Origin of the sequence: Leucothrix mucor DSM 2157 (assembly GCF_000419525.1) — a bacterium.
Taxonomy (GTDB): Bacteria; Pseudomonadota; Gammaproteobacteria; order Thiotrichales; family Thiotrichaceae; genus Leucothrix; species Leucothrix mucor.
The window spans coordinates 1,529,618-1,555,378 of the sequence record NZ_ATTE01000001.1; the positions used below are offsets into that span (position 1 = coordinate 1,529,618).

General features: G+C 49.3%; 20 protein-coding genes. 15 read left to right on the top strand and 5 right to left on the bottom strand.

Annotated features, from left to right (window positions below):
• Nucleotides 1-241 precede the first annotated feature (241 nt).
• From fusA to cueR, 9 genes are all read left to right on the top strand, one after another.
• Nucleotides 242-2,326: an elongation factor G gene (gene fusA / locus LEUMU_RS0106820; RefSeq protein WP_022951530.1), complete on the top strand. Its 2,085-nt coding sequence runs from the start codon at nt 242-244 to the stop codon at nt 2,324-2,326.
• An 81-nt stretch (nt 2,327-2,407) separates the two neighbouring features.
• Nucleotides 2,408-3,088, top strand: a complete 681-nt coding sequence (gene ung / locus LEUMU_RS0106825; RefSeq protein ID WP_022951531.1) for a uracil-DNA glycosylase — start codon at nt 2,408-2,410, stop codon at nt 3,086-3,088.
• A gap of 73 nt (nt 3,089-3,161) precedes the next feature.
• Nucleotides 3,162-4,286 carry an acyltransferase family protein gene (locus LEUMU_RS25015; protein ID WP_040503955.1) on the top strand — a complete coding sequence of 375 codons (1,125 nt, stop codon included), beginning with the start codon at nt 3,162-3,164 and terminating at the stop codon, nt 4,284-4,286.
• Between the two features lie 116 nt (nt 4,287-4,402).
• A complete protein-coding gene (locus LEUMU_RS25020; RefSeq protein ID WP_022951532.1) occupies nt 4,403-6,460 on the top strand; it encodes a prolyl oligopeptidase family serine peptidase in 2,058 nt (685 codons plus the stop codon).
• Nucleotides 6,461-6,578: 118 nt separating this feature from the next.
• Nucleotides 6,579-7,415 (top strand): SGNH hydrolase domain-containing protein, encoded by an 837-nt coding sequence (locus LEUMU_RS0106840; RefSeq protein ID WP_022951533.1) that lies wholly within the window; start codon nt 6,579-6,581, stop codon nt 7,413-7,415.
• 85 nt (nt 7,416-7,500) lie between these two features.
• Nucleotides 7,501-7,746 (top strand): helix-turn-helix transcriptional regulator, encoded by a 246-nt coding sequence (locus LEUMU_RS0106845; protein ID WP_022951534.1) that lies wholly within the window; start codon nt 7,501-7,503, stop codon nt 7,744-7,746.
• Nucleotides 7,733-8,932, top strand: coding sequence for a type II toxin-antitoxin system HipA family toxin (locus tag LEUMU_RS0106850; protein WP_022951535.1), 1,200 nt, complete (start codon nt 7,733-7,735; stop codon nt 8,930-8,932). Before LEUMU_RS0106845 ends, LEUMU_RS0106850 begins: the two co-directional genes overlap by 14 nt.
• A 62-nt stretch (nt 8,933-8,994) precedes the next feature.
• Nucleotides 8,995-11,412: a heavy metal translocating P-type ATPase gene (locus LEUMU_RS0106855; RefSeq protein ID WP_022951536.1), complete on the top strand. Its 2,418-nt coding sequence runs from the start codon at nt 8,995-8,997 to the stop codon at nt 11,410-11,412.
• A gap of 1 nt (nt 11,413) precedes the next feature.
• Nucleotides 11,414-11,806: a Cu(I)-responsive transcriptional regulator gene (gene cueR, locus LEUMU_RS0106860; protein WP_022951537.1), complete on the top strand. Its 393-nt coding sequence runs from the start codon at nt 11,414-11,416 to the stop codon at nt 11,804-11,806.
• Nucleotides 11,807-11,844: 38 nt separating this feature from the next.
• Here the strand turns inward: cueR and LEUMU_RS0106865 are convergent, their stop codons facing one another.
• The 5 genes from LEUMU_RS0106865 to LEUMU_RS25025 all read right to left on the bottom strand — a co-directional run bounded on the left by LEUMU_RS0106865 (nt 11,845) and on the right by LEUMU_RS25025 (nt 16,856).
• Nucleotides 11,845-13,389 (bottom strand): ATP-binding protein, encoded by a 1,545-nt coding sequence (locus LEUMU_RS0106865; protein ID WP_022951538.1) that lies wholly within the window; start codon nt 13,387-13,389, stop codon nt 11,845-11,847.
• A 69-nt stretch (nt 13,390-13,458) separates the two neighbouring features.
• On the bottom strand, nt 13,459-13,845 hold the full coding sequence (locus LEUMU_RS0106870; protein WP_022951539.1) for an HIT family protein: 387 nt from the start codon (nt 13,843-13,845) through the stop codon (nt 13,459-13,461).
• A gap of 5 nt (nt 13,846-13,850) precedes the next feature.
• The gene (locus LEUMU_RS0106875) at nt 13,851-14,750 is read right to left on the bottom strand and encodes a phosphorothioated DNA-binding restriction endonuclease (RefSeq protein ID WP_022951540.1); all 900 of its coding nucleotides are present in this window, start codon (nt 14,748-14,750) and stop codon (nt 13,851-13,853) included.
• A 29-nt stretch (nt 14,751-14,779) separates the two neighbouring features.
• A complete protein-coding gene (locus LEUMU_RS0106880) occupies nt 14,780-15,667 on the bottom strand; it encodes a phosphorothioated DNA-binding restriction endonuclease (RefSeq protein WP_026744557.1) in 888 nt (295 codons plus the stop codon).
• A 91-nt stretch (nt 15,668-15,758) separates the two neighbouring features.
• Nucleotides 15,759-16,856 carry a nuclease-related domain-containing protein gene (locus LEUMU_RS25025; protein ID WP_022951542.1) on the bottom strand — a complete coding sequence of 366 codons (1,098 nt, stop codon included), beginning with the start codon at nt 16,854-16,856 and terminating at the stop codon, nt 15,759-15,761.
• A gap of 366 nt (nt 16,857-17,222) precedes the next feature.
• On the opposite strand from LEUMU_RS25025, the gene LEUMU_RS0106890 reads away from it, so the two are divergent.
• The 6 genes from LEUMU_RS0106890 to LEUMU_RS0106915 all read left to right on the top strand — a co-directional run bounded on the left by LEUMU_RS0106890 (nt 17,223) and on the right by LEUMU_RS0106915 (nt 25,734).
• Nucleotides 17,223-18,092, top strand: coding sequence for a polyphosphate kinase 2 family protein (locus LEUMU_RS0106890; protein WP_022951543.1), 870 nt, complete (start codon nt 17,223-17,225; stop codon nt 18,090-18,092).
• A gap of 121 nt (nt 18,093-18,213) precedes the next feature.
• A complete protein-coding gene (locus LEUMU_RS0106895) occupies nt 18,214-20,112 on the top strand; it encodes an extracellular solute-binding protein (RefSeq protein ID WP_022951544.1) in 1,899 nt (632 codons plus the stop codon).
• Nucleotides 20,113-20,128: 16 nt separating this feature from the next.
• On the top strand, nt 20,129-21,220 hold the full coding sequence (locus LEUMU_RS0106900) for a microcin C ABC transporter permease YejB (protein WP_022951545.1): 1,092 nt from the start codon (nt 20,129-20,131) through the stop codon (nt 21,218-21,220).
• Nucleotides 21,220-22,242, top strand: coding sequence for an ABC transporter permease (locus LEUMU_RS0106905; RefSeq protein WP_022951546.1), 1,023 nt, complete (start codon nt 21,220-21,222; stop codon nt 22,240-22,242). The genes LEUMU_RS0106900 and LEUMU_RS0106905 overlap by 1 nt, the downstream gene beginning before the upstream one ends.
• The gene (locus LEUMU_RS0106910) at nt 22,242-23,861 is read left to right on the top strand and encodes an ABC transporter ATP-binding protein (RefSeq protein WP_022951547.1); all 1,620 of its coding nucleotides are present in this window, start codon (nt 22,242-22,244) and stop codon (nt 23,859-23,861) included. Before LEUMU_RS0106905 ends, LEUMU_RS0106910 begins: the two co-directional genes overlap by 1 nt.
• On the top strand, nt 23,854-25,734 hold the full coding sequence (locus LEUMU_RS0106915) for a sensor histidine kinase (protein ID WP_022951548.1): 1,881 nt from the start codon (nt 23,854-23,856) through the stop codon (nt 25,732-25,734). Before LEUMU_RS0106910 ends, LEUMU_RS0106915 begins: the two co-directional genes overlap by 8 nt.
• Nucleotides 25,735-25,761: the final 27 nt, after the last annotated feature.

The window sequence follows — 25,761 nt, forward strand, 5'->3', positions numbered from 1 at the left end:
TGACTCTCCATTTGTGGTAAGGCGGCGGATTATTTTTAAAAATCTTGCCAATTACAACATAATTTCTTAGCACTGGAGGGTGGTTTTTGGTTAGAATACCCCGTTTTCCAAGCTGGACAAACAGCCACCTACGTTAAGCGATTGATTTACTTGACGGTTGCGGGCTGGGTTGTTGAGAGTATTAAACAACTTACAACAGCGCCAGTAATTTTTTTCGCCTGACAATATTTAGAGTACAGACATGAAAGACCTAACGCGTTACCGCAACATTGGTATTTTTGCCCATGTTGATGCGGGTAAAACAACCACTACTGAACGTATCCTGAGCTTGACTGGAAAAATCCACAAGATCGGTGAGGTTCATGACGGTGAATCGACCACTGACTTCATGGAGCAGGAAGCGGAGCGTGGTATTACTATCCAGTCTGCAGCAGTAAGCTGTGAGTGGAAAGGCCATCGTTTAAACGTTATCGATACACCGGGCCACGTTGACTTCACAGTTGAAGTTTATCGTTCTCTGAAAGTACTTGATGGCGGCGTAGGTGTATTTTGTGGATCTGGTGGTGTAGAGCCACAGTCAGAGACTAACTGGCGCTATGCGAACGATTCAGAAGTAGCACGTGTTATCTTTGTTAACAAATTAGACCGTCTGGGTGCTGACTTCTTCCGTGTTGTAAAGCAGGTTGAAGACGTACTGGCTGCTCGCCCGTTAATCATGGTTCTACCAATTGGCCGCGAAGATGACTTCGTTGGTGTGGTTGACCTGTTGACTCGCAAAGCTTGGGTTTGGGATGGTTCTGGTGACCCAACTAAGTACACAATCGAAGACGTTCCAGCCGATATGGTTGATCAGGTAGAAGAGTACCGTGAGAAGCTAATCGAAACGGCTGTTGAAATGGATGATGACGCAATGGAGCTGTACCTTGACGGTACTGAGCCAGAAATGGACGTTATCAAGAAGTGTATCCGTAAGGGTACTCGTGACTTGTCATTCTTCCCAACATACTGTGGTTCTGCGTTTAAGAACAAAGGTGTTCAGTTGGTACTGGATGCAGTTGTTGATTACCTGCCTAACCCGGTTGAAGTTGATCCTCAGCCAGAAGTGGACGAGGAAGGTAACGAGACCGGTCAATTCGCAATTGTTGATCCAGATAAGCCATTGCGCGCATTGGCATTTAAGATCATGGATGACCGTTACGGTGCCCTGACCTTTATCCGTATTTACTCTGGCCGTCTTGAAAAGGGTCAGACTATCCTGAACAGCTTCACTGGTAAGACTGAGCGTATCGGTCGTATCGTTGAGATGTCAGCGGATGATCGTATCGAGCTAGACTCTGCACAAGCTGGTGACATCGTTGCTGTCTTGGGTATGAAGAACGTTCAGACTGGTCACACCTTATGTGATCCTAAGTTCCCAGCAACACTTGAGCCAATGGTGTTCCCAGAGCCAGTTATCTCTATCGCAGTAGCGCCTAAAGATAAAGCCGGTGCTGAGAAGATGGGTATCGCAATCGGTAAGATGGTTGCTGAAGATCCTACGTTCCAGGTTGAGACTGACGAAGATTCTGGTGAGACAATCCTTAAAGGAATGGGTGAGCTTCACCTGGACATTAAGATTGACATCATGAAGCGTACTCACGGTGTTGACGTTGTTGTTGGTAAGCCTCAGGTTGCATACCGCGAAACAATTACTCAGTCTTGTGAAGACAGCTACACGCACAAGAAGCAGTCTGGTGGTTCTGGACAGTTCGGTAAGATCGACTACATCATCGAGCCAAACGAGCCAGGCGAAGGTTTCGCATTCGAGTCTAAGGTTACCGGTGGTAACGTTCCTCGCGAATTCTGGCCTGCTGTTGAGAAAGGTTTCAAAACAAGCATGGTTAAAGGTGTGCTTGCTGGATTCCCATGCTTAGACGTTAAAGTAACGCTAATCGATGGTGCTTTCCACGCGGTTGACTCCTCTGCACTAGCGTTTGAAATTGCTGCTAAAGGCGCATACCGTCAATCGATCCCTAAGGCTGGTCCTCAGTTGATCGAGCCAATCATGGCAGTTGACGTGTTTACTCCTGAAGATCACGTTGGTGATGTTATCGGTGACCTTAACCGTCGTCGCGGCATGATCAAGTCTCAGGAATCTGGCCCAACGGGTGTTCGTATTAAAGCGGAAGTCCCATTGAGCGAAATGTTTGGTTACATCGGTGACTTGCGTACTATGACTTCTGGTCGTGGTCAGTTCTCTATGGAGTTCGCGCACTACTCACCATGTCCTAAGAACGTTTCTGAAGCAGTAATCAAAGAGACTAAAGAGCGCGAAGCAGCTAAGTAATAGCGGCTAAACGTTTGAGTTAGACAAAGGCGGCCGGATTTATTCCGGCCGCTTTTGGTTTTGGGGTTAGGAGAAAAGCTTATGAATACAACAGTAGACCTGCATCCGAGCTGGTTAGCGGTGATTAAATCCGAATTTGATCAGCCATACATGCAACAACTCAAAACTTTTTTGGCGCAAGAAAAAGCCGCCCACAAGACAATTCTGCCGCACAGTTCATTATGGTTTAATGCGCTGAACAGCACGCCGTTTGATCAGGTCAAAGTCGTGATCTTAGGGCAAGACCCATACCCAACCCCCGGCCATGCTCATGGCTTATGTTTTTCGGCAATGCCGGAAGTCAAACCCTTACCTAAGTCGCTGCAAAATATTAATAAAGAACTAATTGACGATTTAGGTATCAATAATACACACGCCGCGTATCTGCAGCCGTGGGCTGAGCAGGGCGTGTTTTTATTAAATGCTGTTCTGACTGTTGAAGCAGGCAATGCCAATTCGCACCAAGGGAAGGGCTGGGAAGGCTTTACGGATGCGATCATTCGTGCAATAAATGAACAAGCCGAATCAGTGGTATTTATCCTCTGGGGTAGCTACGCACAAAAGAAAGCCGCCTTTATTGATGCCGATAAGCATTGTGTCATTAAAAGCGCTCACCCCTCGCCATTAGCGGCTTATCGCGGATTTTGGGGCAGCAAACCGTTTTCAAAGACGAATGACTACCTGCAACAGCATGGTAAAACACCCATAAACTGGCAGCTGTAAGCGACCTTCTATAGGGGAACATAGCCATCAGCCGCCATTAAAAATAAGGCCAACGCCAAGGATTAGGTAAGCGATGCAATATCGGGCAGAAATTGACGGACTCAGGGCAGTAGCGGTGATTCCCGTTGTGCTGTTTCATGCGGGCATTGCCGGTTTTGGTGGTGGCTTTGTGGGAGTCGATATTTTCTTTGTAATCAGTGGCTATCTGATTACCTCCATTATTTTAAACGAGCAAGCCAAGGACAGTTTTACGCTGGCAGGCTTTTACGAGCGACGAGTGCGGCGTATTCTTCCTGCACTCATGCTAGTGATGCTACTCAGTATTATTGGCGCATGGCAGCTACTACTGCCGGAAGAGCTGGTCGATTACGGGCAAAGCCTCGCCGCCGTGGGACTGTTCGCCTCCAACTTTCTATTTTGGATGCAGAGTGATTACTTCGCTCAAACCTCTGAATACCTTCCTCTGCTACATACTTGGAGCTTGGCGGTTGAGGAACAGTTCTACTTAGTCTTCCCGCTGTTTATGATCTGGAGTATTGCCTGGTTTAAAGCCAAGCGCTTAGCCGTATTAGTGATAGTGGGTATCGCCAGTTTGCTATTTAGTGAATGGGCATGGCGTAATGCGCCGGAAGCCAATTTCTTCTTAATTCCATCGCGCGCTTGGGAGTTAATGGCGGGTGTGTTCTGCGCTTTTTACTTGCAGCATAGCCAGTTAAACAACACCACACTCAAGCAAGTGGGCAGCGGCGCGGGTTTATTAATGCTGCTGTACTCGATCACCATTTTCGATAAAACCATTCCATTTCCAAGCCTGTATGCCTTAGTCCCGGTGCTGGGTACGGCATTGATTATTCTGTGTGCGGATAAGCACACGTTGGTGGGCAAGCTGCTGTCATTCCCGCTGCTGGTTGGTATCGGGCTGATCTCTTACAGTGCGTACCTTTGGCATCAGCCACTGTTTGTGTATGCGCGCCTGAACGATATGCAAGAGTTGCCAGTGACTACGTTACTCGGGCTGAGCGTGTTGTCTTTTGTACTGGCCTACCTCAGCTGGCGATGGGTAGAAAAGCCATTCCGTAATCGCAACTTCCTAAGCCGTGCACAAGTGCTGTGGATTGCTTTTGGCTGTAGCGTGCTGCTCATTGCGATTGGTGGTGTGCTGATTGTGGGTGAGGGCTTTAGCGCTCGCTTTGCTTAACAAGGAATTTTCTGGGTGACTGCTTTATTAATTACCAAATGGTCACCCAGATCCCTTGCCACTTACTGGTGCTTCAGGAATGATACGGATTCTTTCATTCAGAGGCATTGCGTTCCATGACAACAATAACGACGCCGGACACCACTCCTAATCTGGAATCCCACCTATATCTCGAAGAAGTACTGGGCGATAAGGCACTCAGCAAAGTGCGTGAGTGGAATGATGTATCGACCGAGCGGCTGGAATCCGACCATCGCTTCAATACCCTGCAAGCCCAGGCGCTGGAGATTCTAAACTCCAAAGAGAAGATCCCGTTTGCGGCCTATCGCCATGGCAGAATGCATAACTTCTGGCAAGATGAAACCCATGTGCGAGGCATCTGGCGAGCGACTACACTGCAAAGCTATTTAAGCGATACGCCAGAGTGGGAAACCATTCTCGACTTCGATGCACTGGCGGAAGCCGAAGGTAAAAACTGGGTTTACGCCGGTAACAACACGCTCAGCACGGACGATTCTAAATGCTTAGTGAGCCTGTCAGATGGCGGTAAAGATGCCAAGCAGATCCGCGAATTTGATGTCGCCAACAAGTGCTTTGTGAAGGATGGCTTTGTTACCCAAGAGTCCAAAGGCTCAGCCACTTGGCTAGACGCTGACCACTTACTCATTGGTGTGGATTTCGGCGAAGGCAGCTTGACCGATTCTGGCTATCCCATGATTGTAAAGCTCTGGCAGCGCGGCACGCCGCTGGAAGATGCCACTGAGCTCATGCGCGGTGAGCAGAGCGATGTGGCAGTACAAGCTTACAGCCTTGAGCTAAGCGATGAGCGCCACGAGATCATGGTGCAGCGTGCGGTGACATTCTACACCTCAGAAGCCTACTGGCTACCACGCGACACCTTAAAGCCCGTCCGCTTACCGATTCCCGATAAATCATCTACCCACGAACTATTCAAAGGCCAGCTGTTACTGAGCATCAATGAAGACTGGCGCGGCTTTAAAAATGGCGACTTGCTGTCATTCTCCTTTGATGCGTTTATGAAAACCGGCGAGATCGACACGTTGAATCTGGTCTACTCGCCAAATGAGCGCTCCTCGCTGGGCAGCATTGGCGCAAGTAAATCAAAACTCCTGATCAGCATCTTTGAAAATGTGGCGGGCAAAGCCTATGCCTTTGATTGGGATGGCAGCCAGTGGCGCTCCGAGGTATTAGACTTTCCGGATACCGGCTCAGTCTATATCGGCGCGACCAATGACAAAGAAGACGAAGCATTCATTATCACCGAAGGCTTTTTATCGCCCAGCACGCTCTGGCTCTACAACACCGCCACGCAAGCACAGCGCGAAGCCAAGTCATTGCCCAGCTGGTTTGATGCCTCCAGCATGGTCGTGGAGCAGTTTGAAGCCGCCTCCAGCGATGGTACGCAAGTCCCGTACTTTGTGGTGCGCGATAAACACTGCAAGCTCGACGGAACCAATCCCACGCTCTTGTATGGCTATGGCGGATTCGAAATTTCATTAACGCCAAGCTACTCCGCCGTACGCGGCAGATTGTGGCTAGAGCAGGGCGGCGTGTATGTGATTGCCAATATTCGCGGCGGCGGCGAGTTCGGTCCAAAATGGCATCAGGCCGGACTAAAAACCAAGCGCCAATTAGTCTTTGATGACTTTATTGCCGTGGCTGAAGACCTGATCGCTAAAAAGATCACCTCACCAAAGCATCTGGGTATTGAAGGCGGCTCTAACGGCGGTCTATTGGTTGGTGTGATGTTTACCCAGCGTCCGGATTTGTTTAATGCCGTGATTTGCGCCGTGCCATTATTGGATATGTTGCGCTTCCATACGCTGCTGGCCGGTGCCTCCTGGATGGGTGAATATGGCAATCCTGAGGATGAAACCGAAGGCCAATTCCTGCGCTCAATCTCGCCTTATCACAATGTCAACGCTGATACCGATTACCCTGAAATTCTATTCGTCACCTCCACCAAAGATGACCGCGTACACCCTGGTCACGCTCGTAAAATGGCGGCGCGTTTAGAAGATATGGGCTATGACTTTTTGTACTATGAAAATATCGATGGTGGGCACAGTGCCGCAGCGAATCTCAAAGAACGCGCCCGGCAACAAGCCTTACAACACGTGTATTTACTACAGAAATTAAGCGACCCCGCTTAAGCCATTTGATGCCCGAGCGGTCGTTCGCATCGCTCGGGTGTTGAAAAAACTTTCAATAATTAGAACTGATTGGCCAACTCATGGTCAGACTACATTCCATGAATTCGGGGACTCACCAATGATAAAAAATAAAAAACTCACTTCAGCTTCTGTACTAGCACTTGCGGCAGCCGGTGTTTTGTTTGCCACGCTCAGTTTGAATACGGCGCAAGCGGCCAGCCAAGACCTACTCAAAGCGGCAGATCCTGATGTAAACAAGGCTTATGTTCGGGCGCGCTTTGGAACGATTCAAAACAAAGCGTTTAACCCTGGCGATGGGCGTAAAAAAGTACTGATTATTGGCGATAGCCAAGCGCAAGACTTTTTAAACTCCGCGATGGAGCACGGTCACCTGAATGGCTATCAGGTGCGAACTCGCCACATTCCTGCGCAATGCCAGCTATATTATGGGGATGCGTCCGGCTCTGGCGTTGAAAGTAAAGACGAAGCCTTATGCGCCAAATCCGAAAGTCTGGCCAAATCCAAGCGGCAAATTGAAAATGCCGATGTGATTATCTTCGCCTCGCTATGGCGCAGTTGGGCCGTGGCAAAACTGCCGCAAACCATTCAAAACCTTGAACTGCGTGATAACCAGAAACTGGTGGTAGTTGGCCGCAAAAGCTTTGGCCGTATTTCGTTGCGCCATTATCTACGCATGTCGGATGCCCAACGTAAAAACGTGCGCAACCCGATTAACCAGCAGTTTTTAAATGACAATCGAAGTCTGAGCCAGCGTTTACCTGCGGCCATGTTTGTCGATCAATACGCGTTGATTTGTGGCGCAGGGCAAAACACTTGCCCGGTGTTTACGCCCGATGCAGAATTGATTTCTTTTGATGGCGGCCACCTGACCAAAGCCGGTGCGCAGTTTGTAGGCGATCGGATTTTTAATAGCCAGGCACTCTCAGGCTTATAAACCACTCTGCACAATACGCTTGAAAAGATGAATATATTCATCAATAATGGGTTTTTAATCTATTTTGATGGATATATTCATCTTTATGCTATCCGATATTAGCCAAACCATACGCACTGCCCGCAAAGCACGGGGCTTAAGCCAGCAGCAACTGGCGGATATCGTGCACCTTGATCGCACCACCATCGGCGCACTGGAGCGTGATGATTACTCAGATATTGGCATTCGTAAAGTTGAGCGAGTGCTAACCGCATTGGGTAAAACATTGCACGCTAAAAATGTCGGCATGCCAACGCTTGAAGAGCTGGTTGCACACAATGAACGAGGTTGATGTTTACACGGTAGGCGAGTCAACGCAGCTAAGTGGCTGGCTAAGCGCTCGAAATGGCAATTACTCATTTAGCTATCACGACAAGGCGACAGAAGCACTTTCTCTCACAATGCCGACCCGACGCGAAAGCTATCCGCAGGCTCATTTGCATCCTATTTTTCAAATGAATTTGCCCGAAGGTGCCTTGCGCGAAGCCATTGAGCGAATGACTGCAAAGCAATACGGCAGTGACGACCTCACGCTACTAACCATACTCGGGCGAAATCAGATCGGTCGGGCAGCTTATGCGCCTCCCGGACAAGCACTGGCTCCAAGCGGCGATCATGAGCTTAGTTTGCAGCAAATACTGGGCAATCAAGATGCTCAGTTGTTTGGTAGTTTATTGCAGCGCTATGCTAAATCGTCAGGTGTTGCGGGCGTTCAGCCTAAAGTGCTAATTGAAGTCAAAGGCCATCTCACACTGCCAGTTGAACATTACATTATTAAAAGTTGGGGCGATGATTATCCTCACTTAGCCTGTAACGAATTTGTGTGTATGAGCATCGCTCGGGATGCTGGTTTAGAAGTGCCCCTGTTTTACCTCAGCGATAATGCAAAATTGCTGCTGAGTCGTCGCTTCGATATTAGCGAACAGCATAAGCCTCTTGGCTTTGAAGACTTTTGCGTACTGCAAGCCAAAGGCACCCGCCAAAAATACGACAGTACGCTGGAAGCCTGTACCCACACGATCAGGCAATATGTATCCCCATCGCTGGTGACAACCGCGCTTTATGATTTTTACAAACTAACGCTGTTAAATATCCGTTTGCGTAATGGCGATGCACACTTGAAAAACTCCGGTGTTACCTACAAAAATCTACAAGGACTGGCTCTGGGAGAAGTCCCCGCCATGGAGCGCCGTCTGGCACCCATTTTCGATGTCGTCAGTACCGTGCCGTATCTGCCAAATGACACCATGGCATTGAGCTTAACTGGTACAAAGCGCTGGCCAAAAGCCAAGGTATTACACCGTTTCGGGCTTAATCACTGCCAGCTGAGTAAGCAACAACTCGAACAAGTGGCTGAAGAGGTCGACCTCGCAATTAACCAAAACCTACCACTGCTCGAATCCCTCAGCCAACAACATGCAGACTTCGCAGCAATCGCCGAGCGCATGCACGCACTATTCATTCAAAAACCCGCTTGACCTTCCAGTCACTGGAGGGTGTATAAAGACCACCTGAATACAATAATCGGTATGAGGTTGTTATGAACGCACCCGTTTCCAATTCGTCCAATAGTCACTTGTCGCTCTCCGTAACCGGCATGAGCTGTGCCTCTTGCGCTAACTCCGTTGAAACCTTGCTCAATAAAGTCAGCGGCGTGGAGCAGGCCACGGTGAATCTCGCACTTGAAAAAGCTGACATCAGTTTCGATGCCAACGCCACCAATGCCGCCCGCTTAAGCGAGGCCATTAAAGCCGGTGGCTATGGCGTGCGCGAGCAGCAATATCTGGTGCATATCACTGGCATGACGTGCAGCGGTTGCAGTAGCGGTGTTGAGAAAAAGCTCCGCGCCTTGCCGGGCGTGATTCGTGCTGATGTGAATCTGGCATTGGAGCAAGCCACCATTAGCGTGATTCCCGAGCAGTGCGATCTTGAAACCATCATCAAAACCATTACCGCTGCGGGCTATGGCGCAGTGGCCGATGCCGACATTAAAAAAGTCGATCTCGATGAGGAAGCACGCGTGATGGCCCGTCGCGATTTAACTGAGCTGGCGATTGCCTCCGTGCTCACGCTGCCGCTGTTACTACAAATGATTGCGATGTGGATTTGGCCTGGCGTACACATGTCGGTCTGGCTGGAGCTGGCGCTGGTGACCCCAGTGCAGTTTTGGATAGGCCGCCGCTTCTACAAAGGCGCATGGCGAGCGATTAAAGCACGCAGCGGCAATATGGATATTTTGGTGGCGCTGGGTACTTCTGCCGCCTACTTCTTTAGTTTATGGCAAGTCATCACACGTGGAAGCGGGGCGGCTGGCCATGTTTACTTTGAAGCCGCTGCCGTGGTGATCACTCTGATATTAGCCGGTAAAGTGCTGGAGTCGCGCGCTAAGCGTTCGGCCTCTTCAGCGCTGCGCAGCTTAATGGATTTGCGCCCTGAAACCGCACGAGTGATTCGCAATGCTGAAGAAGTTGAAGTCGCCATTAGTGAAGTCGCTATTGGCGATATGGTCGCCGTGCGCCCCGGTGAGCGTGTGCCGGTCGATGGCGAGATTATGCGCGGTGAAAGTGAGCTGGATGAAAGCCTGCTAACCGGCGAGCCGATGCCCGTATTGCGTAGCAAAGGGGATGTTGTCGTTGCCGGAGCCATGAACGGCGTAGGGGCCTTACGCATCCGCACCGACCGCATTGGCAATGACACCACGCTGGCGCGCATCGGGAATCTAGTCGAGCAAGCGCAAGCAGGCAAAGCGCCGATTCAGCGCTTAGTCGATCGCATAAGCGGCATCTTCGTGCCCGTGGTATTGGTGCTAGCCTTGCTGACCTTAATCGGCTGGCTACTGAGCGGTGCAGGCTTTGAACAAGCACTAACCACCGCCGTGAGCGTATTAGTCATCGCTTGCCCTTGCGCCTTAGGCTTGGCAACGCCGACTGCATTAGTCGCCGGAACCGGAACGGCTGCTAAGTCGGGCATTTTGATTAAAGATATCGACACGCTGGAACGCGCCAGCCACATCGACACAGTGGTCTTTGATAAAACCGGTACATTGACCCTCGGCAAGCCAGAAGTTACTGCTGTGACTGCTTTGAGCGGCACACAAGATGAAGTGCTCACGCTAGCCGCTTCGGTACAGCAAGACTCCGAGCATCCGCTAGGGCGCGCGATCGTGAATGCGGCCCGCGCTCAATCGCTGGATCTTAAAAATGTGGATCAATTTAAAGCCGTGATCGGGCAGGGCGTGTCCGCCACATTAGATGGTCGCGTGATTCGCATTGGTAAACTGGAATTTGCTGCAAGCGAAGCCGATGCCTTGGTTGCCTCAACATTGGCAGACTTAAGTGCTGGTGGGCAAACCGTGGTGTGTGTGTCAGTCGATAATCAGGCCATTGGTTTAATTGCACTGGCCGATGAGCCACGCCCCGATGCCAAAGCGGCAATTGAAGCGCTCCATGAGCGTGGTATTCACACCGCTTTATTGACCGGTGATAACGTCGCCTCAGCCACTCGCATCGCTGAAATACTGGGCATTGAAACCGTCAAAGCGAATCTCAAGCCCGAAGATAAAGCCACTGAAATTCAGGCGCTAACGGCTCAAGATAGACACGTGGCGATGATCGGCGATGGCATTAACGATGCGCCTGCACTAGCGGCGGCAGCGTTGGGTATTGCCATGGGCAGCGGTGCCGATGTGGCAATGGAAAGTGCCGGCGTGACCTTGATGCGCTCCAAGCCAATCCTAGTCGCCGATGCGCTGGATATTGCCAAAGCCACTGCCAGCAAAATCCGTCAAAATCTGTGTTGGGCCTTTGGCTACAATGCGGTGTGCATTCCGATTGCGATGATGGGATTTTTAAGCCCCGCACTGGCCGGTGCAGCGATGGCATTTTCATCGGTGAGTGTGGTGACCAACTCGCTCATGTTGAAGCGTTGGAAAGCCACTGAGCGACGTGAGAGCAAGTAATATGAATATTAGCGAAGCCGAAAAGCGCAGCGGACTACCGACCAAAACCATCCGCTATTACGAAGAGATCGGGCTGATCCAACCGGCCCGCACCGCCAACGGCTATCGCGACTTTGGTGATAAGGACTTGCACGTGCTGTCATTTCTGGCACGTGCCCGTTCGCTGGGGTTTCCGATTGATGACTGCAGGGCGTTGCTTGGGCTTTACGAAGACCGGCAACGCACCAGTGCCGAGGTCAAGCAAATTGCCCAAACGCACCTTGATACCATTGAGATCAAGCTCGCTGAGTTGCTCGCTATGCAAGCGACACTCACAGAATTGGTGAACCGCTGCCATGGCAATGATCGGCCGGAGTGCCCGATATTGGAAGGCTTAGCGGGAGAGGATCAATAGAGACCTTACTGATTAGTGTGATGGGCTAGTAGGCTTGGTTAAGCCTGCTCCACTTCAAACCCCACAATATTCCGGTTAGCCTTACTAAACTCCACACCAATCAAGTAGATAGGCTGGTTCAGATCTCGGTATTTATCCGCATACTGCTTGTCTTTGATCTGCTGTAAAGCCTTGCCTTTCGGGGCCAGCTCAACCACCTTAAACTCAAACAAATACACTTGGCTGTTAAACTTCAGCGTCATATCCAAGCGGCCATGATTGGTGCAGTCCTCAACGGTGACATCCAGGCCCAACGCCGCAAAATGCGAGTAAAACACACTTGCGTAATACCCTTCAAAGCTCTGAATATTATTGCTGGTATACCAATGATGCGGGATGCTGGCAAAGAACGCATGAAACAGGGTTTTAAGCCCTTCAAAGTCATTTTTTATCAGCAGCTCATACAAGCGTATACGTTGACTTACCTGAGCCTCAGGCGCATGGATCAGGTGTTGCAGTAGGCTATTATTCAGGCTTTGGTACACCTCACGATTGGGGTAACCCAATTGGTAAAACAAATTCCCACCTAAGTTGGTGGTTTCTTTGATCGTAAGATAACCGGTTTGAAACATCACCGCTTCAAGTGGCATCTCATCAATATCAAACGTCGATAATAGCTCGGCATCGGTATTGCGATGCGCCAGATTTGGGGTGGCTACCTGTCGCTTGCTAATTAAATCAATCAAAAATGTGGGCGTGCCGGTTTCAAACCAGTAGTTTTTAAACACACGTGTTTTGAATAACTGGAGAATATCAAATGGGTTATAAACGCCTTCACCTAACCAATTATAACCGTTGTACCACTCACGAATCTCATCCCGGTCTAATCCCGCCAGCTCAGCTTCAAAAACCGTATCAATATCGTTGTCGGTATAGCCGCAGATACTCGAATACTGGCGGTCCAACGTAATATCAAACAAGTTATTTAAACCTGAAAACAGGCTCACTTTAGAAAACTTACTGACGCCGGTTAAGAAGGTGAATTTAACGTGTGCATCGTAGTCTTTGATCGTGCCATAAAAGCCGCGCAGAAAATCACGATTCTTTCGAGCAAGCAGAGGGTCTTGGATGGCATCTAAAATAGGTTTGTCATATTCGTCCACCAAAATCACAACGGGTAAACCGGTTTGCTTATGTAAGTGGCGAATTAAATACTGGAAGCGTTCAGGGCAGGTGTCGTAACCAGACTCCGAGCCTGCCTGAGTTTCAAGTTGGTCAAGCTGTGCCATCAAGTTGCTTTGCAAGTAGCTGGAATCAGAGAAGTTCCCACTACCGAAACTAAAGCGCAGCACCGGATACTTCACCGACCAATCCCACTGATCATGCACTGCCAAGCCCTGAAACAATGGCTCATTGCCTTCAAATAGCTCTTTTAGCGTATCTAAAAACAAACTTTTACCAAAACGGCGTGGGCGAGAAAGGAAGTAGTGCGAGCTGCCGTCAATCAACTCCAATGCTAGTGCTGTCTTATCGACATAATAATAGTCACCGCTACGGATCTTAGCGAATGATTGAATACCAATGGGTAATTTACGTCGGTTCATAGTGTGTCTGGCCATGAGTCATCAGAGCCCCAAGTTTAGCATGAAATACTATGACGCCAGCCTTAGTTGTCAGTCGTCCCAGTAGGGCGCTTTCTCCGGAATAATCCAGCGAATGCCACCGCGCGGATCGGCAATATCACCCGTAAAGCGCGGGATGAGATGAATGTGTAAATGCATCACCGACTGGCCCGCGACTTCCCCGATATTTACCCCGACATTGTAGCCATTCGGCGTAAACTCAGCCTCCAGCACCTGCTTGGTTTGTGCCAGTACCTCGTGCAGTGAGGAAAACTCCTCCTGAGTCAGTTCAAACATATCCAGCATATGCCGCTTGGGAATGATCAGCGAATGCCCCGGTGAGACAGGGTAGAGATCGCGCAGCACGAAAAAGTGCTCGAATTCGGCAGCGTAGGCGGCGGGTGGAATGGTGCAGAAAGGGCAGTTGGTTTCGCTCATGGTTCTCACTTGGTGTATTTGCTTTGGAATACTTCCCGAATATGCCAGTCGGTGAAGTCTGGGTTGGGTAAATAATCTTTGTTTCGCGGTGTGCGCAATGGCTTACCTTCGAAGTCTAACACCCATTCCTGAAAGCCTGCATGTCCGTTGGCTTTTTCTGAGACCAAAATATTAAGGTCGCGATTAATCGCCATGACGCCACGATCAAGTAGTTTGTGATGCAATGAGCAGAGCGCCAAGCCATTAGTTTCAACGTCTGGCCCACCAGCCTGAAACCATTTAATGTGCGCCGCTTCCAGTGCAATCGGTGTGTGCTCCATGCGAACGCTGAAATCACAAATGGCGCAGCGGTATTCATAAGCTTCCATGATGCGCTTGCGAAATGCCGGATCGCGTTTGGCTTTGCGAGCGCCACTGACGGATAAATCAGCCTCAAAATCCAAACCGGCCTCATCCAAAATATCCTGCCGGATTGAGGGTGGGAAGTGGTTATCTAAAATGATGTCGCAGATGCGTTCGACCAGTTCTGGCTGCGCTCGAAGTAATTCGTAAACCTCAGCGGTGAAGCCACCTTCGACATTGTTATCGCGTAGGAATTTGCGGCTGATGCTACCGGATGAGGTGAGTACACCTTCAGGCTTGGGAATTTCCCAGAAGCCGTCAGACTTTAAATGCCAGAAGGGAAGGTGTGGTGTTTTTCTGGCGCTGACAGGGCCGAAATCAGAGAGCATTCTGACTAGCTTTTCTTCGATTTCAGCGAAGGGCACTAAGCGCGGTTTACTAGCTTGTACCCGCGCTAGGTTTAGCAGAATCAGCAATGGCTTGTGAGGTGAGCGTTTGTCGCCATTGGTGCAGACGTTGATTTTTGAGATTCTTTCTAAAAGTGCTTCTTGTATGTTTTTCATATTATTTTTGTAGTAAACGATGACGTGTTTTAGAATCGGCCTTTAAATACTTGTTTTAATTGCCAGTTTGTATACTCGGGATTTGGGTGAAAATCTTGATTCACAGGAAGAAGCAATGTTTTTTCATGTAAGGCCAATACTGTTTCGTGGCAATCGTCATTACTTCTGATCATGTCTGTAACTATTAGCTTTCGAATATTTGTGATGCCAAGCACTCCGGAGTCAAGCAGCTTGTGATGGGTTGAGCATAAAGCTAATCCATTATCCTCAGTGTCTGGGCCTTTGGCTTCGAACCACTTTATGTGTGCGGCTTCAAGCGCTAAGTGTTTGTCGTGTATTTGAAGATTGAATCCACAGATAGCACATTTGTAGTCATAGGCAGAGAGTACTCGCATGCGGAACTTTCTATCTCTTCTGGCGAGCTTTTGTATGTAGTAATAGCTTTGTGGCTCCGTATCTAAGGAAATATCATCTCGGATGCTTTCCCACTGGGAGGGTTTGAAGTGCGTTGAAAGCAACTTGCTCGCAATTTTCTCCACCAGATCAGGATCACTTTGCAGCAGTTCGTATACCTGCTCAGTGAAACCGCCAGTAACCTTATTATCTTTTAGGAACCCTTGGCTGTATGAACCTTTTGACATAGATAGTAGTGACAGCTCTGGGTTGTCCCATATGCCATCATTCGAAAGTCTCCAGAATGGATCTATCGGATTGTTTTTTGCGGTGCTTGGGCCATAAATTGCGAGTAAGTTCACAAGCTCACCAACAATATCTTCAAACAGCATCAGCCTCGGTTTGCCATTAGAAATACGGCCTAATGCTAGAAGTAATAATAAGGGCTTGTGTGGTGATCGGTCTCCATTATTTGTGCAGATTCTAAGGCTATCAATTTTTTCCAATAAAATATCAGGAGTCATGTTTATGTCAGAGCTCATTGAGTGGTTTGTGATCTCTAGTTAGCGTATGCGTTCCTGTTTTCGATGTCGAGCAATAATGGCGATAAACTACTCATGTAGTAATGGCGTCTTGGTTCGTACAAGTAGCTTGGCTATTTTCATGATAAAGCTTGCTGCTATTACAGTTCGCACATTCCTCAAAGAACCGAAGACCTTGCTTTCTGATGCGAGGTTTACACTCATCAGTGATGCACTTCAGTTTGATGGCGGTATTTCCATCGCAATCGCCACACTTAAAATAGTAGCCATATCTTCCGTAAACAATCTCGGTATTGTCACTACTGCATTTTGAGCAGACATGATGACTGGGAGGAGCAACAATTGCTGGTGCTGGTGCTGGTGCTGGTGCTGGTGCTGGTGCTGGTGCTGGTGCTGGTGCTGGTGCTTTGGCGACTTTTTCCGTTAATGGCATTGGTTTTTCGGTGATTCCAAACCTTGCCGCGTAGTCAATAGTAATGGGCTTGTGTGAATACTTAAGCTGGCGGCCAATCTTCTCCAGCGTTTCCCTTGATATTATCTTGCCTAAGCTTCCGAAAAGATCGACCACGCCCATGTTATCTGCATCAGCTCGCATCGTTTTGTAAAAGGCATCACACTTGATCATAGAGCTGCTATCGAAGCCTTCTGCACGATCTATCCGAGCATTTTTTGAGACCAAGACATAAGAAATCATTTTAGGTTTGAGGGTTATGCCTACACGCTTAGGGATTGCTATTTTCTTAATGACCTCCCTGAGCACATCAATGTGTCGCTCATTTTGCTCAATTGGCGAGGGTATTCCTTCATAGCATTTCTTGTAGCTATTCCAACTTACAAACTCCCCAAGTTCGTTTATTTTAACGCCTGAGTTGAAGTGCTTGGTTTCCAAAACATACACTTCCAAAATTCGATTAATAAGCAGGTGGTCAATCTGCGCGACACGACCATTTATTTCAAATCTCAAGTCATGAAGTAAGATGCTGTTCTTGCTATCTTTAAAGTGAAATTCAAGCTCATAAGCGGCTTCTTTCTCGCCTTTAATACCAGCGCGCATTATTGCCAACTCTTTGATTATGGCTTTGCGTTGAGTGGCGCTCAGGTTTGAGCTGTCAAGAAACTGCTGTAGCGTTTCGATAGCAGGGGACTTGTCATCGGCAGCTTTGAGTAGCATGTTGATTCCTTGGTTTTATATTTTATAGGGAATCCCTAAATCTACGCTCAAATACTAATCAGCTGATAGTGAATTCCTATGAGCGGCACATGAATTTGATCGTTTTTATGTGTTTGTAATTAATACGATTTCACTTAAAGTAAAGAGACAACCTTGTCACTATCTCAAGGCAATACCCCTGTAGCGTTAGGCTGAGATTGTAAATATCTTTACTTTGTGAAATATTCTGTAAAGTTTATAAACAAATAGTTGTCAGAATCCAACTTAGCTTTCCAAATTAATGTATTCCTTGAGTTTTCCTAAGCCGGTCTCTGTAATATACTTTCCTGCCGCGAGTTGCGTAATGAGGCTATAGGCAAATCCACAATGATTTACGATCCCTCCTCGAATAATTTACCCGAAAATTACCAAGACGATCCGGAGTTTCTGGAGTCGTTTGGCCGCTACGCCACGCAAAAACACATGCTAAAAATGCAGCTGGTGCCATACCAGGCTGAGCTGATCAAATTGCAGCGGCATTTAGAGCGTTACGGTCGCAAGTTGATTATTTTGTTTGATGGTCGCGATGCCTCGGGCAAGGGCGGCACCATTCGCTGTATTACGCGCTATATGAATGAAAAGCACTATCGCACGGTGGCATTGGGGAAGCCGAGTGAGGAGCAAAAAACTGAGCTGCACATGAAGCGCTATATTGAGCAGTTTCCGAGTGCGGGTGAGGTGGTGTTGTTTGATCGCAGCTGGTACAACCGCGCGATGGTGGAGCCGGTGTTTGGCTTTTGTTCGCAGCAGCAGTACACCAAGTTTATTGCGAATGTGAACACCTATGAGCACAACTTTCTGGAAGATGATAAAACGACGCTGATTAAGCTGTATTTTTCGGTATCTAAAAAAGAACAGAATTCACGCTTTGAGCGCCGTAAAAACGACCCGTTGCGCCAATGGAAGTTAAGCGAGATTGATTTGCAGGCGCAGGAGTATTGGGATGAGTTTACGGAAAAGAAGTACCACATGTTGCTCAAGACCAGTACCGATTATGCGCCGTGGTCGGTGATCCGTTCGGATAATAAACACAAGGCGCGGCTGGAAACCATTAAAACCATTTTGAACTCGATTCCGTATCATGGTCGCTCGCGAGAGTTGGATTTTACGGTGGATGATCGGGTGGTGATCACGGCTAAGCGCGAGCTGGCGTCGATGCGTTATCAGCGCAATAAATACGGTAAATTCCGGCGCTAGTCTCGCGGAGTGCAGACCACTGCTTTGAGGGCGGGGCGGCGGCGCTGTTGAACCATGTGACAAACTGGCTGACCAAACAAGAAGCAAACTAGTAATAAAAATTTAAAAAAAGGGAGACATCATGAGGTTATTCACGAGCCTGCTTGTATTGAGCTTGATGGGGAGCATTGCACACGCCGAATCGCACACGGCAACGACCGATGCAGCAGCGGAGAAGCCTGCCAGCGAGGCCGCTGCAGTCACAGAGATTGAAACCACGACGATTGCCATTCGTGGCAAGCCGGCGTATCCGCCGGAGTTTACGCATTTTAAATATGCCAATGTGGATGCGCCGAAAGGTGGCTTGTTTACTGATTGGGTGATGGGGACGTTTGATAATTTTAATCCGTATGCTCAGCGCGGTGATGCGGCAAGTGGGTCGGGTACCCCCGGCGCTCGTAGCAGCCAGATCGGGCCAATTGGTGTTCATGAAAGCCTGATGCAGTCATCCAGTGATGATTTGTTGAGTGCCTACTATCCCTTTATCGCTGAAAAAATTACTTACAACAGCGACTTCTCAGCGATTACCTTTCACCTTGATAAGCGCGCGCGCTTTCACGATGGCGAACGCATTAAACCCTCTGATGTGAAATTCTCCTTTGAAAAGCTGACCAGCGAAGGCCTGCCGGGCCTGAAGCAGTACTACAGCTTTGTCGAGAAGATTGAGGTGTTGGACGATACCCGCGTTAAGTTTTCCCTAAATGTTAAAGACAAGGCTCGCATGATGGCCTTGTGTGGCTTTACCGTGTTTGCGGAGCACTTCTGGAAAGATCACCGTTTAGATGAGCCATTGAAAGAGCCACCGGTTGGCAGTGGTGCCTATAAGGTGTCGGATTATAAATTCGGGAAGTATGTAAAGTATGAGCGGGTGAAGGATTACTGGGCGGATGATCTGCCGGTCATGCGTGGCATCTTTAATGATGCTGAAGTGCAATACGACTACTACCTCGATGGCACCGTAGCGTTTGAGGCATTCAAAGCCGGTCATATCGATATTTGGGAAGAGAATACTTCAAAGCGCTGGGCAACTGGCTATGATTTCCCGGCGGTTAAAGAGGGTCGGGTTAAGCAGCTGAATGTGGTGCATAAAAACCCATTACGCGCTCAGGGCTTTGTGTTTAATGTGAAGCAGCCCATCTTTAGTGATCTTCGGGTGCGCAAGGCGCTGACGTATCTGATGGACTTTGAATGGATGAATAAGAATCTGTTCTATGGTCAGTATATTCGCGTTGATAGTTACTTTATGAATACGGCGTATAAGGCGACTGGCTTGCCTTCTGAGGCGGAGCTAAAAATTCTGGAGCCGATTAAAGATAAGATTCCGGCCAGTGTGTTTACGGAGGAGTTTAAGCTGCCGACTACGAAGGGCGATGGCAATATCCGCAGTAATTTACGCCAAGCTTTGCGCTTGTTTAAACAAGCTGGCTGGACGGTGAAAAACCAGAAGCTGGTGGATAAAGACGGTAAGCAGTTTGAGTTTGAATTGCTGCTGGGAAGCTCCTCAATGGAGCGGGTGGCCTTGCCGTTTCGCAATAACTTAGAGCGCGCCGGTATTAAGATGAATATCCGCACGGTGGATAGCAGCCAGTATATGAACCGCAGCACGGGCCATGACTATGACATGGTGGTGAGTGGTTACGGGCCGTTTGCGTATCCTAGCTCCGGGACTAATCAGCAGTTTCATTCTGATAGTGTCGACTCCAGTTATAACCCGGCTAATCTAACGGATGATGCCGTGGATTATCTGATGGAGGAGATGCTGAAAGTGCAGGATGACGATGAGAAGCTGATTCCGCTAGGGCGCGCGATTGATCGGGTGCTGATGCATAGCTACCTGATGATTCCGCAATGGAATAGCAGCAGTTACCGCATTGCGCATTGGGATAAGTTCGGCAAGCCTGAGCTGCGTCCTGATTATGGCTTAGGGCATGAGGCTTGGTGGATTGATACCGATAAAGCCGCGAAACTCAACGCTAACTAATTAGTCAGGAGCGCGTGTGACGGCTTATATTGTCCGACGGTTATTGCTGATGATCCCTACCTTGTGGGCGATCATCACGCTTAATTTTTTTATTGTGCAGATTGCGCCCGGTGGGCCGGTTGAGCAGCAAATGGCGATTATGGCGGGGCTTGATAACTCCGGCCTTGATCGGGTGAGTGGCGCGAACCAGAGCGACCTGCCAACTTCGGGTGGTCAGGGCGATGGCGCGACGGCTTACCTTGGCGCGCGCGGGCTTGATCCGGCGGTCATTGCAGAAATCGAGCGACGCTTTGGCTTTGATAAGCCACTGATGGAGCGTTATTGGATGATGCTCAAGTCCTACCTTACCTTTGATTTTGGCGACAGCTTTTTTAAGGGCGCGTCGGTGATGGAGTTGGTGAAGGAGCGAATGCCTGTCTCCATTTCGCTGGGGCTGTGGAGTACGCTGATTATTTACCTGATCAGTATTCCGCTGGGGATTTATAAAGCCCGCCATCACGGTGCGCGCTTTGATACGGGCACCACGACTTTACTGATTGCGCTGAGTGCGATTCCGGGCTTTTTGTTTGCGGTGTTGCTGGTGATTGTATTTGCCGGTGGTAATTATCTGGATTGGTTCCCGCTGCGCGGGCTGGTCTCGGATAACTGGGATGACTTGAGTTGGTTCCATAAGGCGACTGATTACCTTTGGCATATGGTGTTACCGACTATTGCGTTGACCATTGGCGGCTTTCTGGGCCTTACCTTGCTCACTAAAAACTCCTTTTTGGATGAGATCAGCAAGCAATATGTAATGACTGCGCGCGCTAAGGGTAATACTGAGCGGCAGGTCATGTATCGCCATGTTTTCCGCAATGCGATGTTGATTATTATTGCAGGATTTCCGGCGGCCTTTATCGGCATTCTGTTTGCAGGCTCGCTATTGATTGAGGTGATTTTCTCACTCGAGGGGATTGGCTTGCTGGGTTATGAGGCGCTGATTCAACGGGATTATCCGGTGGTGTTTGCAACCTTGTATGTGTTTACCTTTATCGGGCTGATCTCTAATTTGATTGGAGATTTGATGTATACCGTGGTTGATCCGCGTATTGACTTTGAGGCCCGCTGATGAGTTTATCGACGATTAATCAGCGCCGCTTTGAGCGCTTTAAGTCCAACCGAAAAGCGGTTTGGTCATTCTGGATTTTCTCCATTTTATTTGTACTGAGCTTGTTTGCCGAGTTTGTGGCAAACGATAAGCCGCTGCTGGTTTCTTATGATAACGAGTGGTATTACCCGGTGCTTAAGTCCTACCCTGAAACAGCGTTTGGAGGCGAGTTTGGAACTGAGGCGGAGTACACCGACCCCTTTGTGCAGGAGTTGATTAACGAGAAGGGCTGGATTCTGTTCCCGCTGGTGGGTTACGACTATCAGACACAGATCAATAATTTGTCCAGCCCCGCACCATCGCCACCGGATGCGCAAAACTGGTTTGGTACCGATGAGCAAGGGCGGGATTTGTTTGCCCGCATTTTGTATGGCTTTCGGCTATCGGTGTTGTTCGGTTTTAGTTTGACCATTGCCTCGGCGATTATCGGGGTGGCAGCGGGGGCGGTGCAGGGCTATTACGGCGGCTGGCTGGACTTGATGTTTCAGCGCTTTATGGAAGTGTGGGGCAGTATGCCGCAGCTGTTTATCCTGATTATTTTATCGAGCATTGTGCAGCCGAGTTTTTGGATGTTGCTGGTGTTTATGTTGCTATTTACTTGGATGGGCTTTGTGGGCGTGGTGCGTGCCGAGTTCTTCCGCTGCCGTAATTTTGACTATGTGAAAGCGGCGAAAGTAATGGGCATGAGTGACCGGCGCATTATGTTTAAGCACATTCTCCCCAATGCCATGGTGGCGACCATGACCTTTATGCCACTGGTGTTAAGTGGCTCGATTACCGCATTGACCGGATTGGACTTTTTGGGCTTTGGCTTACCGCCAGGCTCGGCGAGCTTGGGTGAGATATTGGCGCAGGGTAAAAATAATCTGCAAGCGCCGTGGCTGGGTTTATCGGCCTTTGCGGCAGTGGGGATTATGACGATATTGCTGGTATTTATCGGCGAAGGCGTTCGGGATGCGTTTGACCCAAGGCAGGTGTATTGATGACTGCGGATATTAAACAGGCGTTTGGTGCGCCATTGGTTGAGATCGATCATCTTACGGTGCAGTTTAAAGTCGGCGAGGCGGTGAATACCGTGGTGTCGGATGTAAGTATGACGATACGCCGTGGCGAAACGCTGGCTTTGGTGGGCGAAAGTGGCTCGGGTAAAACCGTGACCGCGATGTCGATTTTAAAGCTTTTGCCATCCCCGCCTGCGCTCTGGCCATCGGGTGAAATCCGCTTTGATGGTCAGAATATGCTGACGATTTCAGATAGCGTGCTGCGCGAAATGCGCGGTAATCGCATTGGGGTGATTTTTCAGGAACCGATGATGTCGCTTAACCCGCTGCACACGGTGGGTAAGCAGATTGCTGAGGTATTGCAGATTCATAAGGGCTTATCACGCAAGTTGGCTGAGCCATTGATTTTAAAGTGGCTGGATCGGGTGGGGATTCCTGATCCTCAGGCAAAGATTAATGCTTATCCGCATCAACTCTCGGGTGGTCAGCAGCAGCGGGTAATGATTGCCATGGCGCTGGCGAATGAGCCGGAATTGCTAATTGCCGATGAGCCAACCACCGCGCTGGATGTGACCATTCAGGCACAGATTCTTGATTTGATTGATGAGCTGAAGCAAGAGCTGGGTATGTCGGTGCTGTTTATCACCCATGACTTGGCCATCGTAAAGCGCTTTTCTGATCGCGTGGTGGTCATGAAAAAAGGCGAGGTGATGGAGCAAGGCGACACTGCGGCGGTGTTTGCCTCGCCGCAGCACCCGTATACGCAGGAGCTGCTGCAAACCTTGCATGTGCGGCGCAAAGATGTGATTGCCGCCGACGCGCCCACGCTGATGCAAGTGGATAATTTTAAGGTGTGGTTTCCGATTCAAAAGGGTTTATTTCGTAAAACGGTGGGCCATGTAAAAGCGGTGGATGATATTAGCTTTACGCTGAAACAAGGCGAGTCGCTAGGCATTGTAGGCGAGAGTGGCTCGGGTAAAACCACGCTGGCACATGGCTTGTTGAAGCTGGTGAAAAGTGAAGGCGAGTTTAGCTTTGATGGCCACGCGATGGCGGGTATGGATAGTAATACGCTGCGGCCATTTCGACGCTCAATGCAGCTGATATTCCAAGACCCTTATGGGAGTTTAAGCCCGCGGATGTCGATTGAGGAAATTATTGGTGAAGGGCTGGAAATTCATAATATTGGCACACCGGGTGAGCGCAAGGCTAAAGTGATCGAAACCATGAAATTGGTGGAGCTGGCTCCTGCGTGGAAGGATCGTTATCCCAATGAGTTTTCTGGAGGACAGCGCCAACGCATTGCCATTGCGCGAGCGTTGATTATGGAGCCTAAGTTGGTGATTTTGGATGAGCCGACCTCGGCGCTGGACCGTACTATTCAGTTGCAGATTGTGGAGCTGCTGTTAAAGCTGCAACGTGAAAAAGGGCTGACGTATATCTTTATTACCCACGACCTGATGATTGTGCAAGCCATGTGCCACAACACTTTGGTGATGCGCAAGGGGCAGGTGGTTGAGCAAGGCAGCACGCGGGAAATTTTTGATAATCCACAGCAGGCGTATACGCAAGAGCTGCTAAGCGCGGCGCAAATTGCTTAGCGCTGAGACCTTGCAGCGCTGGCAGCGGCACCGCTTGGTCACGGTGCTGCTAATTGTGTTGTTTAGTGCGCTGGTGCTGTGGCAAACGGCGTATTGGACCACCCGCATCGCCAGCGATGAAATTCGCAATCGTAGCCAAAATACCTTGCAGCTGGTGGTGGCGAACTTAGAAGCGGAGTTGCGCCGGTTTCAAGCTTTGCCAGAGTTGGTATCCGCTGAGCCTGATTTGATTGCGGTGCTGGAAGGCTCGCAGGATAACCACCTGCTTAACCTTGAGCTGGAGCGCATTAATTCCGTTTTAGATTCCAGCGATATCTACTTGATGAATCCCGATGGGCTAACCATTGCGGCCAGCAATTGGCGCTCGCCACTGACGTTTATTAATCGTAATTTCAAATTCAGACCGTATTTTCAAGATGCCATGGCTGATCAGCGTGGTAGCTTTTTTGGCTTGGGGACCACCTCCAAAGAGCGCGGCTATTTCTTTTCTTATCCGGTGAAAGTTCAAGGCAATATTCTGGGTGTGATCGTGGTAAAAATTACCGTCGATATGCTGGAGAAAGAGTGGCAGCGCGCGGATGGTCAAGTGTTGGTGGTGGATGATAATGGCGTGGTGTTTTTATCAACCGATGAGCGCTGGCGGATGCATTTGTTATTCCCGTTTTCTGACGCTGAGCGCAAGGCCTTGCGGGAGACTGCGCAGTACCAGCAGAAAGATGACCCGCCATTAGAGTTAGTGCCAGCGATTGAGTGGCAATTTAATGATGCCAATCAACTGCAGCGCATTCGTATTAACGAGACAGTGAATCGTAAGCCCCGTGCCATTGATTATTTGGTTGAGCAGCGCGTCATGGCCAATCAAGGTTGGCGCGTGATGTTTCTGGCTCGGGGTAATGAAGTCTCGCGGCAAGTACGTGAGGCGCTCATGGTGGCCGCTTTAATGCTGGCGAGTGTATTGCTCACTGCGGCGAATTTATTGCAACGTCGCCGACGCTTAACCGAAATGATGGCCATGAAAGATGCCACCAGTCGCGAGCTGGAGCGACGGGTTGAAGAGCGCACTATCGAGCTGCGCGAACGCACGGTTACCTTAAATGAAGTGAATGAGCAATTGCGTGAGCAGATTAAAGAACGAGAGCAGGCTGAGGCGGATTTGCGTGAGGCTCAAGCGGGTTTAGTCCAAGCTACTAAGCTGGCGGCGCTCGGGCAAATGTCCGCCGGTGTAAGCCATGAGCTTAATCAACCACTCGCTGCGATTCGCTCTTATTCGGATAACGCCAAGGCCTTTATCGAGCGCGGCAATATTCAAACGGCAAGTGATAATTTACAGCTGATTACCGAGCTGGCTGATCGCATGGATCGCATTATTAAAAACCTGCGCACTTATGCGCGGGATGAGTCGATTTCGATGCGGCCTGTGGTGGTTGAGCTGCCCTTAAAAGAGTCGCTGACCTTATTGCAAAATCGCATTCTAAATGAAGCCATTGAGATCGATTTACAGTTGCCTGACGAGTCACCTTCGGTCATGGCCGGTGATGTGCGCTTGCAGCAGGTGTTTGTGAATATTATCTCCAATGCTTTTGACTCAATGCGCAATAGTCCGCAAAAAGATTTGAGCATTCGGGTGAGTGAGCAGGGCGATAAGGTGCTGGTGAGTTTTGCCGATAGTGGCCCTGGTGTACCCGAAGCCTTGCGGGCACATGTGTTTGATCCGTTTTATTCGACGAAGTCGGTGGGTGAAGGCATGGGGCTTGGGCTGTCGATTACCTACGGAATTGTTGACCAGTTCGGTGGTAAGATTGAGATCAGCGATGGCCCTGACGGTGGGGCTGTGTTTACGGTTATTCTAAATAAAGTTGCTAGAGATATTTAGAATCACCGTCAACACCAAACAAATACA